This window comes from Bradyrhizobium sp. AUGA SZCCT0158, assembly GCF_018130065.1.
Classification (GTDB): Bacteria; Pseudomonadota; Alphaproteobacteria; order Rhizobiales; family Xanthobacteraceae; genus Bradyrhizobium.
In genome coordinates this window covers 96,221-117,380 of sequence record NZ_JAFCME010000018.1, presented here as the reverse complement: position 1 = coordinate 117,380, position 21,160 = coordinate 96,221, and the positions used below count along the sequence as shown (strand labels likewise).

At 63.3% G+C, this 21,160-nt stretch carries 19 protein-coding genes; 12 read left to right on the top strand and 7 right to left on the bottom strand.

The window, feature by feature from the left end; genetic code table 11:
- Nucleotides 1-111 precede the first annotated feature (111 nt).
- Nucleotides 112-729 carry a DUF2147 domain-containing protein gene (locus JQ574_RS24625; protein ID WP_409363441.1) on the top strand — a complete coding sequence of 206 codons (618 nt, stop codon included), beginning with the start codon at nt 112-114 and terminating at the stop codon, nt 727-729.
- 127 nt (nt 730-856) lie between these two features.
- Here the strand turns inward: JQ574_RS24625 and JQ574_RS24620 are convergent, their stop codons facing one another.
- The gene (locus tag JQ574_RS24620) at nt 857-1,543 is read right to left on the bottom strand and encodes a TetR/AcrR family transcriptional regulator (RefSeq protein ID WP_249119561.1); all 687 of its coding nucleotides are present in this window, start codon (nt 1,541-1,543) and stop codon (nt 857-859) included.
- Nucleotides 1,544-1,693: 150 nt separating this feature from the next.
- On the opposite strand from JQ574_RS24620, the gene JQ574_RS24615 reads away from it, so the two are divergent.
- Both JQ574_RS24615 and JQ574_RS24610 read left to right on the top strand, forming a co-directional pair.
- Nucleotides 1,694-2,716, top strand: a complete 1,023-nt coding sequence (locus JQ574_RS24615; RefSeq protein WP_212214277.1) for an acetylhydrolase — start codon at nt 1,694-1,696, stop codon at nt 2,714-2,716.
- Between the two features lie 74 nt (nt 2,717-2,790).
- Nucleotides 2,791-3,594, top strand: coding sequence for a DUF3313 domain-containing protein (locus JQ574_RS24610; RefSeq protein ID WP_249119560.1), 804 nt, complete (start codon nt 2,791-2,793; stop codon nt 3,592-3,594).
- On the opposite strand, the gene JQ574_RS24605 is transcribed toward JQ574_RS24610, so the two are convergent.
- Both JQ574_RS24605 and JQ574_RS24600 read right to left on the bottom strand, forming a co-directional pair.
- The gene (locus JQ574_RS24605) at nt 3,591-5,558 is read right to left on the bottom strand and encodes a hypothetical protein (protein WP_212214272.1); all 1,968 of its coding nucleotides are present in this window, start codon (nt 5,556-5,558) and stop codon (nt 3,591-3,593) included. The genes JQ574_RS24610 and JQ574_RS24605 overlap by 4 nt on opposite strands.
- A gap of 130 nt (nt 5,559-5,688) precedes the next feature.
- Nucleotides 5,689-6,744: a YbhN family protein gene (locus JQ574_RS24600; RefSeq protein WP_212383965.1), complete on the bottom strand. Its 1,056-nt coding sequence runs from the start codon at nt 6,742-6,744 to the stop codon at nt 5,689-5,691.
- Between the two features lie 476 nt (nt 6,745-7,220).
- On the opposite strand from JQ574_RS24600, the gene JQ574_RS24595 reads away from it, so the two are divergent.
- Complete coding sequence (locus JQ574_RS24595) at nt 7,221-7,379, top strand: hypothetical protein (RefSeq protein WP_212214268.1); 159 nt, start codon at nt 7,221-7,223, stop codon at nt 7,377-7,379.
- A 382-nt stretch (nt 7,380-7,761) separates the two neighbouring features.
- Nucleotides 7,762-10,164, top strand: coding sequence for an EAL domain-containing protein (locus tag JQ574_RS24590; RefSeq protein WP_212214266.1), 2,403 nt, complete (start codon nt 7,762-7,764; stop codon nt 10,162-10,164).
- A gap of 115 nt (nt 10,165-10,279) precedes the next feature.
- On the opposite strand, the gene JQ574_RS24585 is transcribed toward JQ574_RS24590, so the two are convergent.
- A complete protein-coding gene (locus JQ574_RS24585) occupies nt 10,280-10,714 on the bottom strand; it encodes a hypothetical protein (protein ID WP_212383964.1) in 435 nt (144 codons plus the stop codon).
- 69 nt (nt 10,715-10,783) lie between these two features.
- Between JQ574_RS24585 and JQ574_RS24580 the strand changes: the two genes are divergently transcribed.
- Together JQ574_RS24580 and JQ574_RS24575 are read left to right on the top strand one after the other, a co-directional pair.
- A complete protein-coding gene (locus JQ574_RS24580) occupies nt 10,784-11,392 on the top strand; it encodes a hypothetical protein (protein ID WP_212214262.1) in 609 nt (202 codons plus the stop codon).
- Nucleotides 11,393-11,497: 105 nt separating this feature from the next.
- On the top strand, nt 11,498-12,085 hold the full coding sequence (locus tag JQ574_RS24575) for a YdcF family protein (protein ID WP_212214260.1): 588 nt from the start codon (nt 11,498-11,500) through the stop codon (nt 12,083-12,085).
- A gap of 16 nt (nt 12,086-12,101) precedes the next feature.
- Here the strand turns inward: JQ574_RS24575 and JQ574_RS24570 are convergent, their stop codons facing one another.
- A complete protein-coding gene (locus tag JQ574_RS24570; RefSeq protein WP_212214257.1) occupies nt 12,102-13,445 on the bottom strand; it encodes a PLP-dependent aminotransferase family protein in 1,344 nt (447 codons plus the stop codon).
- Between the two features lie 182 nt (nt 13,446-13,627).
- On the opposite strand from JQ574_RS24570, the gene JQ574_RS24565 reads away from it, so the two are divergent.
- On the top strand, nt 13,628-13,864 hold the full coding sequence (locus JQ574_RS24565) for a DUF1127 domain-containing protein (RefSeq protein WP_212214254.1): 237 nt from the start codon (nt 13,628-13,630) through the stop codon (nt 13,862-13,864).
- 76 nt (nt 13,865-13,940) lie between these two features.
- On the opposite strand, the gene JQ574_RS24560 is transcribed toward JQ574_RS24565, so the two are convergent.
- Nucleotides 13,941-14,366, bottom strand: coding sequence for a universal stress protein (locus JQ574_RS24560; RefSeq protein ID WP_192737723.1), 426 nt, complete (start codon nt 14,364-14,366; stop codon nt 13,941-13,943).
- 95 nt (nt 14,367-14,461) lie between these two features.
- Nucleotides 14,462-15,013, bottom strand: a complete 552-nt coding sequence (locus tag JQ574_RS24555; protein ID WP_212214251.1) for a histidine phosphatase family protein — start codon at nt 15,011-15,013, stop codon at nt 14,462-14,464.
- A 95-nt stretch (nt 15,014-15,108) separates the two neighbouring features.
- Between JQ574_RS24555 and JQ574_RS24550 the strand changes: the two genes are divergently transcribed.
- The 4 genes from JQ574_RS24550 to flgK all read left to right on the top strand — a co-directional run bounded on the left by JQ574_RS24550 (nt 15,109) and on the right by flgK (nt 21,158).
- Nucleotides 15,109-16,605 carry an FAD-binding oxidoreductase gene (locus JQ574_RS24550; RefSeq protein ID WP_212214248.1) on the top strand — a complete coding sequence of 499 codons (1,497 nt, stop codon included), beginning with the start codon at nt 15,109-15,111 and terminating at the stop codon, nt 16,603-16,605.
- 64 nt (nt 16,606-16,669) lie between these two features.
- The gene (msrB, locus tag JQ574_RS24545) at nt 16,670-17,170 is read left to right on the top strand and encodes a peptide-methionine (R)-S-oxide reductase MsrB (RefSeq protein ID WP_212214240.1); all 501 of its coding nucleotides are present in this window, start codon (nt 16,670-16,672) and stop codon (nt 17,168-17,170) included.
- A 249-nt stretch (nt 17,171-17,419) separates the two neighbouring features.
- Nucleotides 17,420-19,228 carry a flagellar hook-basal body complex protein gene (locus JQ574_RS24540; protein ID WP_212214238.1) on the top strand — a complete coding sequence of 603 codons (1,809 nt, stop codon included), beginning with the start codon at nt 17,420-17,422 and terminating at the stop codon, nt 19,226-19,228.
- A 46-nt stretch (nt 19,229-19,274) separates the two neighbouring features.
- Complete coding sequence (gene flgK, locus JQ574_RS24535) at nt 19,275-21,158, top strand: flagellar hook-associated protein FlgK (RefSeq protein ID WP_212214235.1); 1,884 nt, start codon at nt 19,275-19,277, stop codon at nt 21,156-21,158.
- Nucleotides 21,159-21,160 lie beyond the last annotated feature (2 nt).

Sequence of the window (21,160 nt, the reverse complement as noted above, 5' to 3'; positions counted from 1 at the left end):
GCCGCGGCTCGTTCGCCGCGGTCTCGCGTTCGTCCGTCCAGGCACTGGAACCGTCCGCGAAATGGCCTTAGTCTGCGGCCATTCATTTTGTGAATAAGTCAGGTGATGACGATGCGAAATGCGCTTTCCTTGATTCGACTGATATTGCCGATCGTGATGGGCTTTGCGTTCGTTTGCGAACTTGCTGCGCAAACGGCGGAGCCGTCAGCCGCCGGGCTGTGGCAAAAGGTCGAGAAGGGCAAGCCGGTCGGATGGTTTCTGGTGGTCGATCGCGACGGCCTCTATGAAGGCGCGTTTGCCAAGCTTTTTCCTGAGCCAGGCGATGCTCCCAATCCGGTCTGCTCAAAATGCACCGACGATCGAAAAGATCAGCCGTGGCTCGGGCTCTCGTTCATTCGCGACATGAAACGCGACGGACTGAAATACGAGAACGGCAATGTGCTCGATCCGCGCGACGGCAAGATCTACAAAGCCAAGATGACGCTCAGTCCCGACGGACAGACGTTGACCATGCGCGGCTATCTCGGCTTCTCGTTATTGGGCAGGGACGAGGTCTGGACCCGGCTGCCGGATACTTCGATAGCAACGCTCGACCCCGCCATCATCGCGAAATACCTGCCGGCACAGGCGGCGGCGATGAAGCAGCCTGCTCCGAAAGCGCCCGCCCCAAAGAAGGCGACGACGCCGGCGCTCGCGCCGCCACCTGGAGCGCCGGCCCCCGCGCGTTAGAGCGTTTTCCAGCGAAGTAGACACCGGTTCGCGTGAAGAAAACGCGTCAAAACAAGAATCTAAAGCTCCGTTCCGATTCCATCGGAACGGAAAAAGGCTGTAGCGGTGGCCGTTCGGCCAAAGGGCTTCAAATCTCCGACTTCAGGTCGGCGAAAGCCTCTTTGAGGTAAGCGGCGATAGGTCGCTTTCCCTCCTCGCGGTTCCAATTATCGATCGCGAGACGTAGTGCTCCGATCGACATCATCGCGACGACGCGGAGCGCAGGCTGCCGCTTGGGCTGCGGCCACATCTGGCAGAGCGCGTCGAATACCGCTTGTTCCTTCTCTACATATTTCGCCTGGTGTCGGATGCGAAGCGACTCGTTCGCGCACATCAGGCGTTCGATCACCCTGGTTTGCTTGTAATCGGCCTGAAAGCGCAACGTCAGCTCCAATAAGGCGCTCTTCACGGCGTTGAGGGGGGACTGTTTGGTCGATTGCTCCAGCAAGGCGGCTCGCAGGGTCTCGTTGAAACCGCCGTCCTGCCACGCCAGCAGAATCTCTTCCTTGGACTTGAAGTAGTAGAAGAACGTTCGCCGCGAGATCCCCGCGGCCTCCGCGATCGCATCGAGCGTGGTGGCCTCGTAGCCGTTGGTCAGAAACAGTTTCAGGCCTTGCTCGGCGATGCGATGCAGCGTCTCGCGCCGCTTCCGCTCTCGCAGGCCTTCCTGCTTGAGGGGCGAACTCTCCATGGCCTCTTGTGGCACGAATATATTTCCTTGCAAAATTACACTAAGTGCAATTACAATATTACACCCAGTGCGAATTGTGTTCAAGGTGAGGCAAGCATGGACAGCAGGATTGGCGGCGGTGCATCGTTGCGGCGTGTTCAGTCCGCTGCAGTCGGTCAGGACGGCACAACTTGGCGGTCCCGACGGTCCGGCGAGGGCGTGCCGGCCACCGTCACGCGACGGGGCCTCAGCGCCATGCTGCTCGCCGTCGCCGTCACGGCCGCCGTTCCGGCCAATCCCGCGGCAGCGGAGGCCGTGGCGCCCGCTTTTCGCGTCGTTGATTTCGAGTGGGTCGACCCGACGCGTTCGCGGACCATTCCCGCGCGCCTGCACTGGCCCGCGAATATCGCGCCGGGAGCGCGCGTGCCGCTCATTGTGTTCTCCCACGGGATGGGCGGCTCCCGCCGGGGATATAGCTATCTCGGCAAGTATTGGGCCGCGCGCGGCGTTGCCAGCCTGCATGTTCAGCACGCGGGCAGCGACTCGTCGCTCTGGGTCGGCAATCCCCTTACCGTCGTCGACCGTTTGCAGCGAGCGGCTCACGAGAGCGAGGCGCTTGCCCGGGTCTGGGATTTGCGCTTCGCGCTGGACCGCGTGCTATTGGGCGGCGTCGGTCCCTACGGCGTCCAGATCGACCGTCGGCGCATCGTGGCGGCTGGTCATTCGTATGGCGCGAACACGGCGCTTCTTGCCGTCGGCGCGCGCGTGCTGCGCGAAGGGCAGTGGGTCGAGGCCCGCGACCCGCGCTTTGCCGCGGCGATCGTGATCTCCGCGCCGCCGTTCTACGGTGAAACCGATCTGGTTCCGGTGCTGAGCAAAATCACGGTTCCCACTCTGCATGTGACCGCCACCAATGATGTCATCCAAATTCCCGGGTATTACTCGCCCGCAGCCGACCGGCTCGCCGTCTTCGACGCAATGGCCGCACCGCGCAAGCTGCTCGCCGTATTCGAAGGGGGCTCGCACAGCATATTTACAGATCGCTCGTTCACGGGCGGTCCGGCTCTCAACCCGAAAGTGAAGGCCGCCACGGCGGAGCTCACGCTGGCTTTTCTCGATATGGCCTTCGACGGCAACGGCACGACGCTGACGCGTTGGAATGCGTCATGGCAACCTATTCTGGCGTCCGCGCCCGGGTCAGCACTTTCGCCGGCTCCGAGCGCCCGTTCCCGCCGGGTGGTGCAGGGTTCAGCGATCGGCTTGCCGGTCACGCCATGAGGTGGCTCGTAGTCGCGGCGTTAGGCTGGATGGCCGGGGGCTGCACGGCCGTACAACTGGAACGGTCCGGCTCGTTGGCGTCCTACGACAATCTAACCCCGTCCGATGGGCTTCTGACCAAGTCGCAGGTTCGGGTCAGCAAAGCCGAGATTCTCGCGGCAAAGACCCTCCGCATCGAGCCAACCGCACTCACGGCAGCCGCCGCGCGCGTGCCCTTCTCGGACGAGCAGCGCAGGCTGATCAAGAATGCGGTCAGCAGAGCCATGTGCCTTGCGCTGAGCGAGCGCTTCCGGATCGTAGCACCGGCGGAGACGGCGGATCTGAGCGTCCGTGCGGTGATCATCCACGTGGCGCCGACCGATGCGACCGCCGCCGGCGTCTCCAAGGTCGCGAGCGTCGTGCCGTCGATCGTTGCTCCTGGTGTACCGATCCCCGTCCCGCGGCTTCCGATCGGGCTCGGGAGCCTCGCCGTGGAGGCCGAGGCCCGTGATCGTAACGGCAGCCAAAAGGCCGCCATGATCTGGGCGCGTGGCGCGAATTCCTTTACCAGCTCACCGCGCGTGTCGAGCGACGGGGACGCCTATGATCTCGCTTCGGCCTTCGGTGACGATTTCGGGAAGTTGCTGGTCACGGCCGAGAGTCCGTTCGGAAAAATTTCGTCACCGCCATCGATCGCCAGATTGCAGGCCTCGCTCGGTGGCGCGCCGAAGGAGGTGGCTTGTGAAGCATTCGGGCGAGCGCCGGGACTGGTTGGCATGATCGGCGAGAGGATTGGACTGCCGCCGGATTGGACCGACCGAGGTACGCCAGCAAACGAGATCCACCCCGAACCTGCTCCGCGTGTCGACATGAAGGCAATTTCTGCGCTCGAACGCTAACGCGTCCCCGGAAATCCCGGGATCGGAAATCCCGGGATCGGCGATACCGGCTGCGAGATCACTTCAGGTACGGCGGCATCCAGTTGCAGCACGGCGGCCGCGGCCGGCAGTGCCGCGTCCGCCATGGCGGCGTGGCCTTCGGCGGTGGGATGCACAGCGCCGCCATACACCGCCGACAGGACCCCCCAGGTCGCGTCGTGGATGTCGGCAGGCTGCTGCGACGACGGCAAGCCCTGCGGATAGGTCATTGCCGCGAAATAGCTGTCATTGGCGTCGCGGATCCAGCGCGCGCGGGGCAGATAGGCGCGATATTCCCCGGCGCTGCGGCCGCACAGCATCGGCTGGCTGGCGGCGGTGACGATATCAGGATCGAAGCTCTCGCCGCGGGCCGAGAAACATTGGCGATCGAACTCGGGATCGCTCTCCGCACGCGCGCAGAAACCGTGGTTCGCAAAGGTCGCCTGATGCGCATCGACAAAGGTCATGCGGTCGGCGCGCGGGTTGCGGCACAGGATGCCGGATTGGCACAGCGCGAGCGCCTTCAGCTGCGGCAGGAATTCGCCCTCGACAAAGTTCGAGACCGCGGCGAGCCGCTGCGGCTCGGCGTTGAACGAGGGATGAATATCAAAGCCCGCCCGTCCGCCGGGGCAGGGTGCGCCGTTATTGGCCAGCGTCGGGTTGGCGTAGGAGGTGTAGACCACGCGAGACATGTCGCCGACCAGCGGCTTTAACGCCTCACGCAGCTTGGCGAATCCTTGCGGCAGGTCGCGCATCAATGCGCCGCGTGCGTCGTCGACCGATGCCAGCACGCCGCTGCGCCGGAACAGGGCGCGCTCCGTCGCCGTGTCCACGATCACGTCGGCGACGAGCCCCGAAAAATAAATGTCGTTGGCGCCGATCGACAGCAGCACCAGATCGAGCTTGCGGTCAGGCTGCCGGCTTTTGGCCGCAGTAACGGCTTCGCGCAATTCGGAGAGCTGGGCGTTGACCGTGCCCCGGCAGCTGCCGGATTTCGACGGCGGGCAGTCACGGGCGCGCTGCGAGCCGAACAGGCCGTCGGCGATGGTGGCGCCGGTGCAGGCCAGCGGCAGATAGGTCACCGCGATATGCGGATATTGTACGGCGAGCGCCAATGCGGTCCGCGTCTGGTAGCTGTAGAGCGAGCGGTGGCAGGCTGCATTGAGCCAGAGCGCGCTCTGCCGCTGCCAAACGGCCATCGTATCCGGCGCTTCACAGGCCCGTCCGCCTTTATAGCCGGCGCGGCTTGGACGGTAATATTGCGAGGCGGCCGTTCCCAGATAGGAGCGGAAACAAAAGCCTTCGTCGGACAGCGCGATAGGCCGGTCCGGATTTCCCTCGCCGGAAGCGATGCTGTCGCCGAGGCCGGCGATGAAGATGTCGCGCACCGAGATCTCGGTGGCAACGCGCTGGCCGCCGTCCGAGCCGGCGGAGACGTCGACGCTGGCAACGGTGGTACGGCCATAGCGGACCCTGAAATTGACCGGCTCGGCGCAGTCGAACGTGGATCCTTGCGGTCCGTCGCCATCGTCGAACGACCAGGCGCAGGTGGCGCCAACCGGAACCTGTCCCGTCAGGCGGACGGTGATGGGATGATCGATCGGCGTCAGATAGCTTTCCTTGACGTTATCGCGCGTGCAGGGCTCGCTGACGCGGCCGGCAAGATCGATGCAAAGCCGGTTCACGGTGTTTCGTGCCCAGCCACGGCCGTCGCTTTGCAATCCCAGCGCCTGTTCGGCGGCCAGAACGCTGCGGCCGCGGCCACTTTCGGAATGCAGCTGAAAATCCCGTTCTTCCCGGAACAGGCGGAAGCGGTTGCGGACCTCCCACGAAATCTGCATGGCGCCTTGGGCGATCTGCGCTTCCGCAGGGGGAGGCGAGAGCGCCGCCAGCGCGCCGGCGAGCAGCGCGACTGATGTTATCGATCGAGGTAAAATTCCGGCCATGGCGCGTTTGACGTTAGCGGTAAGGCAGAAATAAGAGAATGAGGCAGCGCTAGCCCAAAAGTCCGGACGACGACAATAATTTTGCCGTTACCGGACACGCCGAGCGGGAACCACCGGGGCCAAGCGGCTGCTAGGACTGGCGGCTCTTGATCGGGTGCCGCACCCGGGCCGAGGCCGTGCAGGCTTCTGCGAGCCGTCGGCGTTCGTACCAAGGCTGCAACACGCTAAGCCAGAGTTCGCGCACACCCATGATCGAGATCGAGATCGCGAACGGAAGCAGGAAATACAGGATCCGGAATACCACGAGCGTCGCCAGCAATTGTTCCTTGCCGAACTGGGGCAGCGCTACCAGCATCGCGGCGTCGAACACGCCGATGCTGCCCGGCGCATGGCTGGCGAAGCCGAGAAGTGTTGCGAGGATGAAGACCACCGCCAGCGAAACGAAATCGATATGGGGCTGCGTCGGCATCAACAGATACATCGCCAGCGCGCAAAATCCGAGATCGATCACGCCGATCGCGACCTGCAGCAGCGTCAGCCGCGCCGAGGGCAGCACCACCTTCCAGCCGTTCTGGCCGAGTTCGCGGCGGCTGTCTCCGGTGACCAGCCAGAGGAAATAGGCCGCGATGCCGGCGAGGCAGCCGAGTGCGATCAGCCGGTTCACCGATGGCGGCAGCAGGTCCATGGCTGTCGCCGCTTCGGGATGCCAGGCCATGCCCATGCCGAGCACGAACAGGTTGCCGAGCCAGAAGGTCAGGCCCGAGAGGAAACAGATTTTGGCGACATCGATCGCGCTCAGGCCGTAGTCGGAATAGATCCGGAAACGGATCGCGCCGCCGGTAAAAACGGTGGCGCCGATGTTGTGGCCGATGGTGTAGCTGGTGAAACTCGACAGCGCAGCGATGCGATAGGGGACGTGCGTCTTGCCGATGGTTCGCAGCGCAAAGAAATCATAGAAGGTCAGCGTGCAAAACGCGCCTACAACGCACAGTGCAGCCAGCGCGATGCGATGCGGCGCGATTTCCGTCAGCGCGGTCAGGATGATCGCGGTGTCGACCCCCTTCAGGGTGTTAACCAGATGGGTGACCGCAAGAATGATGATGAGGAGACTCGCAGCGATCCCTAGCCGTTTCCAGCCGATCTTCTCCTTGAAGCCACGCCCAAGCGTGGTCAGCAGCCGATGCATTCATCCTCCCGGCGGGATGGCAAAAGAAAACCTGTCAAACGAGGCGACAGGGACGGTCAGACGCACCGTGCGCGAAGACACATAAGCCAAAATCGAACCGTTGTGCAGCCCTTGACAAGCCTAGCATCTGCGTTCGTTCGGCAACCCTGTCATACGTCCTACATATCCGGCCGCGTTAACGATTGTGAGTCGCGGCCAGGCGTGTTCCCAACGCTCTCTTGCAAGCGCCGTTCCGCTGGTACCGGGGCCGCCTCGCGTAGATCGGCTTGAGAGGGACCGCGGTTTCGCATTCCCAGGCCGGGGGACGGTTATTCGGAGGCATCACGACCATGAACGGCTTGTTCATCCCGAATTGCGGACATCTAATATTACGCTGAGAGACACCTCGTGAAAGCGTCGCCGCCGAAGACGCCCGAGAACGCGACCGAAAAGCAGCTTAAACGGGGCTTTTTCTGTCATCTCGACGAAACGGACGCATGCCCGGAAAGGTGCTTCCGCTGCGGGGACCGGTGGGCAAGGCGGTCAATGGCCCGTCGATCGACGCCATCATCCAGAAGGCCGACCAAGTCGTGGACGAGGTCGCGGCCGTGCTGGATGCAACCGCTCAGCAATGTCGCCTGCGCCGCTGCGCTTGACGAGATCTCGCTGTGACCGTCCGGGCGGAAGCTGCCGCGCGACCATGCGCTGGCGGAGCCCACGGTTGGTCTGCAGGCCGCGAGCTGATTTTGTCCGGCCATTGAGGCAAAACGCCGCGCGTGAAAATCGCGCGCGTTCTTGCGTCCGTGGCTGCGATTCTGGCCGGCCTGCTGCTGCCGGAGCGGGTGCTCACCACCTGGGAATCAGTTCGCCGGTTCGTAGTTTCACGTGATAGCGGAAGTCGCCGGGTAATGGCGGGAACCCGCAACCCGCACGCGAGGACGCGAAGCATTTATTCACCATCGGAGCAGACGAAACCGCGTCGGTTACCTCACATGCACCATTAGCGCCGTCATTACAGAGCGCTAGCAGGGGTCTGTGATGTATCAAGTTCTGAATTGCCTGGTCACCGAGCATGATTTGCGGCTGGTCGTTCTCGGCGGCATCATTTGCTGGCTCGCCAGCGCGGTAGCGGTCAGCCTGTTTCATCGGGCTCGGGCTTCTCACGGTCGCACCCGCGCGATCTGGGTCGGCCTTGATGCCGCGGTCGGCGGCTGCGGAATCTGGGCTACCCACTTCGTGGCGATGCTGGCCTACGATCCCGGCTCGGGGGCCGGTTACAATATTCCGGTCACGCTGTTGTCGCTGATCTTCGCCGTGTCGATCGCGGCGGCCGGCCTCAGCATCGCCCTGCTCAATGATCGCCGGTCGACGCTTGCGATGGGCGGTGCGGTTGTTGGCGCTGGCGTCGCAGCGATGCACTACACCGGCATGATGGCGCTCGAGCTTCCGGCGCGCATCGTCTGGTCGCCCGGCATCGTGCTGGCATCCGTCGTGTTCGGGAGCGTGTTCGCAGGCCTGGCGCTCGTTGTCGCCGCGCGCCGGGACGACCGCAAACATACCGTGGCTGCCACGGGCCTGCTGACGATCGCGATCGTTTCCCACCATTTCACGGCGATGGGCGCCGTGACGCTCGTTGCCGATCCGACCCTCGTCATCGATGAATTGACGATCTCACCGGCGGCGCTTTCCTTTCTGACCGCGGTGGCGGCGTTCGCCATTCTCGGCATAACGTTCGTGGCGGCGATACTCGATCGCCGTTCAAGCAGCGAGCTGCATCAGCAGAAGGTTCTGCTCGACTCGGCCATCACAAACATGTCGCAGGGACTTTGCATGTTCGATGCGGACGGCCGCATCATGCTGTTCAACCAGCGCTACAGCGAGATGATGGATCGGACCAATATGCCCCTGCAGGGCCGTTTGTTGGTCGACGTTCTCAAGGATCAGAAAGCGATCGGCAAATGGGACGGCGATCCGGATGAATTCTTCAACATTGTGGTGACCGCGGCGAAGGCCGGCGAGAGCCTGAACCGGGTCGTCACCCGCAACGGACGTTCGATCCGCGTCGTCGATCAGCCCAAAGAGGGCGGTGGTTGGGTCGCGACCTTCGAGGACATCACCGAATGGCAGGCGGCCCAGGAGCAGATCACGCATATGGCGCGCCACGACGCGCTCACCAATCTGCCGAACCGGACGCTGTTCCGCGAGCAGCTTGAGAAGGCGCTGCGCCTGGTCAAGCGCAGCGATCAGCTCGCGGTATTCTGTCTCGATCTCGATCATTTCAAGGAAATCAACGACTCGCTCGGTCATCCGGTCGGCGACGCGCTGCTGAGGGAAGTCGCCCGCCGGCTCGGCGAATGTGTCACCGAGCACGATACGGTTGCGCGACTTGGCGGCGACGAATTCGCGGTCGTGCAGTTCTGCAGCGACTGCGATCCGTCGGCGGTGGCCTTGCTTGCCAGCCACATCGTCGAGAAGATCGGCGAGCCCTACGATATCGGAGGGCACCAACTCGTCGTCGGCGTCAGCATCGGGATCTCGCTGGCGCCCGAGGACGGCAAGAACCCCGATGAGTTGCTGAAGAAGGCCGATCTCGCCCTCTATCGCGCCAAAGCGGATGGCCGCGGCACTTATCGCTTTTTCGAGAGCGGAATGGATGCCCGCGCCCAGGCGCGGCGCATTCTGGAACTGGATTTGCGCGCGGCGCTGCAACGGGACGAGTTCGAGGTCTATTATCAACCGATCCGCGACGTCGCCAGCGACAGCGTCGTCGCGTTCGAGGCCCTGGTACGCTGGAACCATTCGCTGCGCGGCATGATCTCGCCCGCGAATTTCATTCCGCTGGCGGAGGAAACCGCCCTGATCATTCCGCTCGGCGATTGGGTGCTTCGGCAGGCCTGCATTGACGCCGCAGGCTGGTCCGAGGATATCACCGTCGCCGTCAATCTTTCGCCGGTGCAGTTCAAGAATTCGAACCTGATCTTGTCCGTCAAATCAGCGTTGCAGGCCGCCGGTCTTCCGGCACATCGTCTCGAACTGGAGATCACGGAATCGGTGCTGTTGCAGAACAGCGAGGCGACGCTGGCGGTTCTGCACGAGCTGCGCGGCTTTGGCGTCAGGATCTCGCTCGACGATTTTGGAACGGGCTATTCGTCGCTGAGCTATCTGCGCAGTTTCCCGTTCGACAAGATCAAGATCGACCGTTCGTTCGTCACTGAACTGGCCACGCGCGACGATTCCATGGCCATCGTCCGTGCCGTCACCGGATTGGGCAAGAGTCTCGGGATCGTCACCACGGCGGAGGGCGTCGAGACGGAGGCCCAGTTCGATCTGCTGCGCCGCGAAGGATGCACGCAGGCCCAGGGCTATCTGTTCAGCAGGCCGCGTCCCGCCGCCGAAGTGGCCGCGATGCTGTCGAAGCCGCGTGCGCGCATCGTCGCATAATCGCAGAGCGTTTTCGAGCGAAGTGGATACCGGTTCGCATAGCAATCAAGTTTACGCAGATTGCGTAGACTTATCTGCGGTAGAAAACGCGTCAAAAGAGGAATCGAGTTTGAAGTTACGCCTTACGCAGCGCGAAATGCGCGCCGCAGAACGCCATCGCGGCGCCGAGGCATAACGCCGCAAGTCCCGAAAGCACACCCGAAATCGTCGGGATCGGGCTCGGTGCGGAGGCTGCCTGGCCGGCGCCAGCCAGGATCAGCACGCCGACCGCGATCAGGAACTGGCGCATCCGCTGCGGGATTTGGCCGGACACCGCACTGTGCATCAGATTGGCGGTGAAATAGCCGCTGCAAAACCCGACGCTCGCAATTAGCCACCACGCAATGGCCGCGCCCCCGGGCATGAATTCACGGGTATCGGATCGCCACAGGCCGCCGAGGTCGAGGCCGTAGCGCGCGCCCAGCATGTGAACGGCAAGCGCCAGCAGCACCCCGGATATCATCGCGCCGGCCAGAATCAGGCGTCGCGGAAAATAGGTCGTCTCGGCCATGGCCTGCTTGTAAGGTAAAGCCGGCTGGCCGCGCAAGCTGCGCGCTCGGCCGCTACCGGGATTTTTCAATTGCCAACCTCGTTACCCAACAGGACGGAGACATCGGGGAATAGCGCGCCCGAGACCCGCTACGTCTACAAGGCGTCGCTGATCGGATCGGCGCATGAATTCAAGCTGACCGATGCCGGCTTGTCCTGGCATATTTCGGGCAAGTCCGGTGTCTGGGACTATGCCGACATCGCGTCGATCCGCCTCAGTTACAAGCCGTCGTCGATGCAGTCCCGCCGTTTCCGCGCCGACCTCCAGGGCAGGGATGGTGGACGCATCACCATTCTCTCGACCACCTGGCAAACCGTCTCGCTGATGGTGCCGCAGGATCGCGACTATCGTGCCTTCATCACCGAGTTGCATCGGCGCATGGCGAAGGCGGGCAGCAAGGCCGCGTTGATCGCCGGTATCGGACGGATCACCTACGCCGCGGCCCTTGCGATGGTGACGTTGCTCGGCATCGCGATGGCCGGACTTCTGGTGCGCGCGTTCGCGACCGGTGAATGGTACGGCGCGTTGTTTCTGGTTGGCTTCGTCGCGCTGTTCAGCTGGCAGATCGGCGGCTTCATCAAGCGCAACCGGCCGCGCGCTTACGACTTCGATCATTTGCCGCGGGCGTTGCTGCCGTAGCTTGCGCAATCAAGCGCAATCAAATGTGACTTCGCCAAGCGCGCCGCATGCGGCATCGTGGCAATGCGTTCCCCGCGGTTGGATGAGCATTGCTGCGAGCATGAAGTGACGGATCGAAGCACGCGATTGCCGACCGAGGCCGAGATTGCCGCCATCGATGCGCAGCATTTGATCAGCACGCCGTTGAAGCCGGCCGATCTGCTGTTCGTGTTCGGCACCCGCGTCGATGTCGAAGAGCGCGTCGATGAAGCCTTCAGGCTGTGGCGGGACGGTTATTTTCGCTGGTCGATCGTCAGCGGCGGGATCACGCCGGGATCGGAGCGCTCGGAATGCGAAATCATTGCCGATGCGATGATTGCGCGCGGCATCCCGCCCGGACGGATCCTGCGGGAAGATCGCGCGATGAACACCGGCGAGAACGTGATCTTCTCGCTCCCGGTCATCGACGCCGCGCTTGGACTGATTAACATCCGCAGCGTGATTTGCCTCGGCAACACCTGGACCGCGCGCCGCTATCCGATGACGCTGCACCGGCACTGGCCGGAAGTGGAGAAAATGCTGGTCACGGTCGACAGTTTTGCGACACCGCGGTCGCTCTGGCACACCGATCCCGAATTCAGGCGGCGCATGCTCTTCGAATGGGACAAGATCGAGCCGTACAAGGCGAAAGGCTTCATCGCCGAGTGGCCGTGAAATGAGGGCGACCGGTCTATTCGGTCGATTCGAAATCTTCTTCGCTCGCGCGCAGCATTCCCGCCAGCGTGCGCAGCGCCGCATCAAGCTGGTCGACGGGAGGCGCCGCCAGCGCCAGCCTTATTGCGTTCGGCGCATGTCCGGGGCTCACCGCAAAGGTCGATGAGGGCGTCAAGGCGATGTCCCGGCGGGCAGCGGCGGCGACGAAAGTCTGCGACCGCCAGTGATGCGGCAGCGTCAGCCACAGATGGTAGGATTTCGGGTTGGCCTGCAACTCGAAGCCGGCCAGCCGTTCGGCGGCAATGTGCTGGCGCCGCTGCGCATCGATGCGCTTTAGTCTGACGAGTTCGGACGCGGTGCCGTCGGCCATCATGCGTTGTGCGGCCGCGAAGGCGTATCCCGACGCCGTCCATCCGCCGGAACGAACCGATGCCATGATGCTCTCGCGCAAACGTGGCGGCGGAACGATGAAGCCGAGCGCCAGACCCGGTGCGACCTTCTTGGAAAGACTGTCGAGCACGACGCAGCGATCGGGCGCCAGTGCCGCCAGCGGAGCCTCGTCGTCGAGGAATCCATAGACCGCGTCTTCGATGATGGTGAGATCGAGCTTCTCGACGACGCGCAGCAACTCGGTGCGGCGCGAGGCCGGCATGGTCATGCCCAATGGATTCTGGACCGTCGGCTGGATGTACAGCGCTGTCAGATGCGCTTCACGGTGGGCCTTTTGCACGGCGTCGGGACGCACGCCGTGTTCGTCCATCGTCAGCGGCACCAGTGTCACGCCGATCCGGGCGGCGATGCCCTTGATGAAAGGATAGGTCAGGGCCTCCACGCCGCAACGGCCGCCGGCCGGTACGATCGCGGCCAATGCGGCGGCGATGCATTGCCGGCCGTTGGCGGTGAAGACGATCTGCTCCGCGCGCGCCGACCAGCCGTTTTGCGAGAGGAAATCCGCCGCGATATTTCTTGCCGCTTGCGTGCCGGCGCTGGTGCCTTGCCGCAACGCGATTTCGAGGGCTTCCGGCCGCTCCAGTCCTTCGAGGCTTTTCGCAATCAGGGCCGATTGCGTCGGCAGCAGCGGATAATTGACTTCCAGATCGATGCGGGCGCCGCGCGGTTCGGTCAGCGTGGTGAGCGTGCGGGGCGCCTGTCCGGAAATGAACGTGCCGCGTCCGACTTCGCCGACCACCAGGCCTCGCCGTAACAATTCCGTGTAGACGCGGCTCGCGGTGGAGACCGCGATCTTGCGCTCATAGGCAAAACTGCGCTGCGGCGGCAGGCGATCGCCCGGTTTGAGCCCGCCATTGGCGATCTCGGAGGCAACGGCATCGGCAAGCCTGAGATATTCGAACTTTGACATAATTGCACCGAGAGCAATGTTTTACTTGCACCGAGTAATGTACCGGATCATTTTGAACCTATCAAGCCTGAGATTGCACTGAGGAGAGTGCAAACAATCAGACCTAAAGGCGCCGCCGCTGATTCCCAGCGATTGCGTCGGCGGCATCGCCTTGCCGCGTGAAGGCCAACTGGAGAAGACCAATGACCACGATGTCCCAAGCCGCAGCCCAGCCTGCAATTTCCCTCAGCTCGGGCGGATTTTTTCGCCGGCTCGGGATTTGGGCGCATGCCATCGTCGCGTATCTGGATCGCCGGGCGGCGGTCAAAGCGCTACGGCAGCTGGACGATCGTGAGCTCCGCGATATCGGAATAACCCGCAGCCACATCGAGCAGGCGGTTTGGGGTCAGGTCGATCCGGAACTCGGGCGGCTTCGGTAAGCGCCGCTTCGACCTGCACGACACACATACAGCCCGGTCGGTCGACCGGGCTGTACCGTCCTTGTATCGCGCTCCGTCAGTGACGGACCACCAGCACCGAGCATTTGGCGTAGCGCACCACGTGGCCGGCATTGGAGCCGAGAAAATAGGTCCGCATCGCCGGCCGGTGCGACGTCATCACGATCAAATCGGCCTTGATTGCCGCGGCCTCCTCCAGGATCTCGTGATAGATGCCGCCTTGCCGCACCACGGCGGAAATGCGCGACGCCTCGATGCCGGATTCCTGCGCCACGATTGCGAGCGCTTCTTCCGAGGTCTGGCGCTGCTGGGCGTCGAAATCGGCCGGCACATATTCCGCCAGCATCACCGGCGTCATCGGCATGACGTTGAGCAGCCGCACCGTGCCGTTCCAGGTCTGCGACAGCGTCGCCGCGGTCGCGATCGCAGGCTTCGCCAAATCAGTATCGGCGAGATCGAGCGGCACCAGAATGGATTTGAACATCCGCGCCTCCTGTCGGAAACGAGCCTAGCATGAGGGCGACCGGATGTCCGCCCGGCCTACTTTGCATGGGGTTGTTTTCGCGATTTATATCCGGGCTAGTCGTCCGACGTCTGCTTCAGCAATTTCGGGCTGGTGAAGCGCACGAGCGTGCCACGGCGAAACGCCACCTCGTTCCAGTCCTTGATCGCAAAGTCGAGGATCGCAAGGCCGCTGGTCGGCAGATTGTCATTGAGGGCTTTCTTCGCCGCCGCATCGCCGCTGCCGGACAGCGCCAGCGCCAATTCATGCATGCCGGGATTGTGGCCGATCACCATCAACCGCTTCGGATCGGTGGCTTCGGCCATGCGGATGATCTTCAGGAGATGCGTTGGGTCGGCGCCGTAGAGTTCGGCCAGGAACTCGACCTGCGGCGGGGCGAAATCCTTGGCCGCATCCTGCATCGCCTGCCGGACGATCTCCCAGGTCTGCAGCGTCCGCACCGCGGTCGAGACCAGAACCATGTCGGGAACGGGCAGGTGCCGGCCGATCCAGCCACCGACGGCGGCGGCATCCAGCCGGCCGCGGTCGTCGAGACGGCGGTCCTGGTCGTGCCCCGAGGGCGCGTCATGTTCGGTCTTGGCGTGACGCAGCAGCATCAAACGGCGCATGGGCAGCAATCTCGATTCGTTTCGGCCTGAATTAATCTACAGGCTCATGCCCAGGACAAGGTGACAAGCGCCGCAGCGGTCCGTAAGAAAACGCCATGGCAGAGACTTTCACAAGTGCGACCAACGGTCCGGACGACGACGCGCCGTTTCGCTCGCGCCTGTCGTTCGACCTCGATGTCGATATCTGCGTGGTCGGAGCAGGGCTTGCTGGCCTGACGGTGGCACTGGAGGCCGCGCGTCTTGGCGCCAGCGTTGCCGTGCTCGAGGGCCGGCACGTCGGATGGAACGCGTCCGGCAACCAGCTCGGCACCGTCATGCCGGGCTATAGCCTTCCGATCGGCGAGTTGATCGAGCGCGTCGGCCTTGAGGATGCCCGCGAGCTCTGGGCGCTGTCGAAGGAGGGCGCTGATTACATTCGCGCCGTGGCGACCGAAGAAGCGATGCCGGGCATTGCACTGACCGAGGGGGCGCTGGAGGTCTCCAATGTCGATGCCGGCGAAACGCTGATCAGCCGGCTGCAGACGCTGAACGAGGATTTCGAGACCGAAGTCGAGGGCTGGCAGGTCGACCGGGTGCGCGATCAGCTCAGGACCGGGCACTATTTCCACGGCATCTATTACCCCAAGGCGTTTCAGGTCGACGGCCGCAAATATGTCCATGGCCTGGCGGCGCTCGCAAGGCGGGCAGGGGCGCGCATCTTCGAGGACACGCCGGTGGTCAGCATCGATCCATCGGGCATTCGCAAGCGCATTGTGACGCCGTCGGCGCGGCTTCGCGCTTCACACATCGTGCTGGCCGGCAACATCCATCTCGGAGCGCCGCTGCGGCGGCTGTCGGAAACGCTGCTGCCGGTCTGGCGCTATGCCGCCGTGACCGAACCGCTCGGCGCGCGCCTCGCTGACGCCATCACCTTTCAGGGATCTGTTTGCGACAGCGACGGCATCGATCATTTCCGGATCGTGGAGGGCGACCGCCTGATGTGGGCCAGTCCGGAGACGACCTGGGACGCGCGGCCGCGGCGCTTCGGCGCAACCATCCAGCAGCGAATCTCCACGATTTTTCCAAAGCTCGGCAAGGTCGGAATATCCGATGTCTTCGGCGGCGCCGTCGGTGTGACCGTTCACGGCATGCCGCAGATCGGCCAGTTGCGGAAAGGATTGTGGGTCGCCTCCGGCTTCGGCCGCCAGGGGATGAACACCGCGGCGATGGCGGGGCAATTGGTGGCACGCAGCATTCTGTGGGGCGACGAGCGCTGGCGGCTGTTTTCGCCGTTCGAACTGGTCTGGGCAGGCGGCACGACCGGGCGGGTCGCCGGTCACCTGATCGGCATGTGGGGGCGGGGAAGTTCAGCGGCTGCGGGCGCGCTGGCCCGGTATCGGGAAGGCATGCGCGCCAAGGAGCGGATTCGCGAGGCGCGGGTGGCCGAGGCCAGCCGGCAGGCCGGAACCAGGCCGCCGCTCCGTCGCCGTCCGCCGCCGCCGGGTCCGCCGCGGCCGGTCCGCCCGCGGCCGCCGTCGGAAGCCCTGGACTCGGCAATACCGCCGGTCGTGGCCTCGCAGGAAAGTGAGCGAATTCGGGACGGATCCGTGTAACTTCCGCACGTGCGCGCCGTATTTGATGGCGAACCACCTTGTTCCGCCTCGCACGGAGACCCCGATGATGGACCGCCGTATCCTGCTCGCATCTGTGGCCGGCCTGTTCGGCCTTGCAACCTTCCGCTGGCTGCGCACATCGCCGGCGCAGGCCGCCGGGAAATTCGAGATCGAAAAGACCGACGCCGAGTGGCGCGCGCAGCTGACGCCGCAGCAATATGAAATCCTGCGCAAGCACGGCACCGAGCGTCCGGGCTCGAGCCCGCTTCTGAAAGAGCACCGCAAGGGCATCTTTGCCTGTGCCGGTTGCGACCTGCCGTTGTTCTCTTCCGAAACCAAATTCGAGAGCGGCACCGGCTGGCCGAGTTTCTACCAGCCGCTCGACAACGCGCTCGGCAAGACCGAGGACCGCACCTACGGCATGTTGCGCACCGAGGTGCATTGCCGGCGCTGCGGCGGCCATCTCGGTCACGTCTTCAACGATGGACCGAAACCGACGGGGTTGCGCTATTGCATCGACGGATTTGGGATGGTGTTTCACCCGGCGTCGCCGTCGCCTTCGTGAGGCCTTCTTTGTTTGACGCGTTTTCTTGACGCGAACCGGGTGTCCACTTCGCTTGAAAACGCTTTGGCGCCCGGCAAATGTTGCCCGCCCGGCAATTGTGCCCCGGTTTTCGGACCGGGGTTTTTTGTTTAAGCCATTGGCATATATGGATTTTTGTATTTGGCACGACGCTTGCGACATCTTCTCCCGACGCGGCCTGCAATGACGTGAGACCGGCGAGCCGCCCGGATCGAATTTGGAGAATATGTCATGGGTATCTTCGGCGCTCTTACGACAGCCGTCGGCGGCCTCCGCTCGCAGTCGTACGCACTGGAAAACGTCTCGGGTAATATTGCGAACTCGCAGACCACGGCCTTCAAGCGCGTCGACACCAGTTTCCTCGATCTGATTCCGCAGACCGCATCGACCCAGCAGTTGGCGGGCGGCGTCACCACGCAATCGCGCAGCACCAACTCGGTGCAGGGCGACGTGCAGACCGCATCGGTCGCGACCTTCATGGCCATCAACGGCGCCGGCTTCTTCGCCGTGCAAAAGCCCGGCACCTTCACCGACGGCACGCCGGTGTTCGACGGTGTCGACCGTTACACCAGGCGCGGCGACTTCCAGATCGACAAGAGCGGCTATCTCGTCAACGGCGCCGGCTATTATCTCCAGGGCGTTCCGATCGATCCGACCACCGGCAACCCGTCGGGCAGTTCGCCGCAGGTTCTCAAATTCCAGAACGACTTCCTGCCGGCGCAGGAAACCACCAAGATCGATTACCGCGCCAACCTTGCCTCTTATCCGTTCACGACGCGACACGATACGTCGGTGCAGGGATCGGAACTGATCGCGCCAGGATCGTTCAGCGCAGGGCACAATCCGCTGGTGGTAGGGACGCCTCCGGCGCCGTATACCGACTCCTATACCAACGGCACCGTGCAGAGCAACAAAGCGACGCCATCGGTTTTCAATACCGGCGCGACACAGCTTTCGGGCGCGGCGGGCACCAACTCGATCTCCGCCAACTTTGCCGCGGGCGACACCATCACGATCAACGGCACCGTGGTCACCTTCGTGGCGGCCGGTGCCGTCGGCAATCAGCTCAACGTTACCGACGACATCGATGACTTGCTCGCCAAGATCGACTCGATCACGGGAACCGCGGTCCCGTCCACCATCACGGCCGGCTCGATCAGGTTACACACCGGAACGACGTCCGACCTCACGGTCACCAGTTCGAACTCCACGGCATTCGCCGCCCTCGGCTTCACCGGGGGCACCGCGACCGCGACCCGCGGCGGCGGCGGTACGATCGGCACCGGACAGGTGGTTGGCAACGACAACTCGACATTCCTCGATCAAAGCGTCGCCGGTGGTGCGGTGACCACCTACGACGTGTCAGGCGCGCCGGTGAACCTGCAGTTCCGCTGGGCCAAGACCGACAGTTCCTCGCTCGGTGCGGGCCACACCGATACCTGGAACATGTTCTATCAGGTCAACGCCAATGCGACTGGCACGCAGGTCGCCTGGCAGAACGTCAACACCAATTTCACTTTCTCCGCCTCCGGCCAGATGTCGCCCGCGATTCCTTCCATCACGCTCACGAACGCCGTCGTGAACGGTGTTTCGCTGGGCAGCCCCGTCATCAACTTCGGCACCGGCGGCGTGACCCAGTTCGCCGATGCCAACGGCAACGTTCAGGTCAACCAGATCCAGCAGGACGGTTTTCCGGCCGGTCAGTTGCAGTCGGTCGGTGTCAGCACCAACGGCCGCATCGTCGGCAACTATTCCAACGGTCGAAACCTCGATCTCGCCGAAATCTCGGTCGCGACCTTCAACGGCACCAACTTCCTCAAACGCGTCAACGGCGGCGCCTTCGAGGTGACTGACGAATCCGGTGGCGCATTGTACGGCAAGGCCGGAACCATCGTCGGTTCGTCGCTGGAAGGATCCAACACCGACATCGCCGACGAGTTCACCAAGCTGATCGTGACCCAGCAGGCCTATTCGGCCAACACCAAGGTCATCACCACTTCCAACACGATGGTGCAGGATCTGCTGAACGTGCTGCGATAATTCCGACGCGGTCGTCCTTGATACGATTTGAGATGGGCATTTAGTCATGGGTTTGAGTCAAGCTCTCTCTACCGCGATGTCCGGCCTGCGCGCGACGCAGGCCTCGCTCGCGCTGGTCTCGTCGAATGTCGCCAACGCGGAGACGCCGGGTTACGTCAAGAAGACGCTCAACCAGGTCGCGGGGACGACCGGAGAATTCGGATCGAGCGTCCTCATCAACGGCGTCAACCGGCAGCTCGATCAGTATCTGCAGACCCAATTGCGCACCGAGAACTCCGGCGCGTCTTACTCCACTATCCGCTCGACCTATCTCGCCAATTTGCAGAACGTCTATGGCAATCCGGACGAAAGCGGCACCATCGAGAACGCGTTCAACACCCTGTTGACGGCGATGCAGAACCTGTCGACCAGCCCGGACTCGCAGTCGGCGCGTATCGGCGCGGTCGCCGCGGCGCAGGCGATGGCGCAGCAGCTCAATTCGACGACGCAAGGCATTCAGAACCTCCGTGCCAACGCCGAGAACGGGATCAACGACTCCGTGATCACCGCGAACAACGCCATGGCCCGGATCGCGGCGATCAACGTCCAGCTGCAGAATAACGGCCAGACCGACGCTTCGACGGCCTCGCTGCTCGATCAGCGCGATCAGTATATCGATCAGCTGTCGCAGCTGATCGATATCAGGACGGTCACCAACAATCTCAATCAGGTGACGATATTCACCAATTCCGGCGTGCAGCTGGTCGGCACCGAGGCGTCGCAACTGAGCTTCAATCCGCAGGGCACGATGACGCCCAACACGCTGTACAGTACCGATCCAACGAAGAACAACGTCGGCACCATCACCATCAACTTTCCGCATGGCGGCAGTTACGACATGGTGTCGACCAATTCGATCCGCTCCGGCAAGATCGCCGCCTATCTCGAACTGCGCGACAAGACGCTGGTGCAGGCACAGGCGCAGATCGATCAGTTCGCGGCGTCGATGTCGAGCGCGCTGTCGGACAAGACCACGGCCGGCACCGCCGCTCCCGGATCGGTCGCGCCGCAGGCCGGCTTCGATCTCGACCTGGCCGGGCTGCAGTCCGGCAACGTCATTCACGTCACCTACAAGAACAACATCACCGGCGTCACGCACAATCTTTCGATCATGCGCGTCGATGATCCGGGCGTGTTGCCGCTGACCAACGCCGCAACACTCGATCCGAACGATGAGGTTCTTGGCGTCGATTTCTCCGCCGGCATGGGCTCGGTCATTTCGCAGCTCAACGCCGCGCTTGGAGCGACCGCCGACCTTCAGTTCTCAAATCCGTCGGGGTCGGTGTTGCGGGTGCTGGACGACGGCGCGCCGAACCGTTCGGACGTTACCGCTGCGTCGGTCACCACGACCATGACATCGCTCACCAGCGGTAACGTGCAGCTGCCGTTGTTCACCGACAATGGCGCGCCTTACGGCGGCGCGATCACCGCCAACGGCTCGCAGCAAATCGGATTAGCCGCCCGCATCAGCGTCAATACCGCGTTGCTCGGCGATCCCTCGCGCACCATCGTCTATTCCACCAATCCGCTGACTGCCGCCGGTGATACCGCGCGTTCAGACTTCATTCTTACGCAATTGTCGTCGGGGTCCTATCGCTACTCGCCGGCGACCGGCATCGGCACCACGGGGGCGCCGTTCACCGGCACGCTCACCAACTTCGCCAGGCAGTTCATCAGCCAGCAGGGCGAGGCGGCAAACGCCGCCAAGCAACTGGCGGACGGCCAGAACGTCGTGCTGAACACCCTGCAGAACAAGGTGAGCGCGACTTCGGGCGTCAATATCGACGACGAAATGGCGCATCTGCTGGCGCTGCAGAATGCCTATTCGGCCAACGCACGCGTGATGTCTTCGATCAAGCAGATGTACGACACGCTGATCCAGTCCATGTGAGG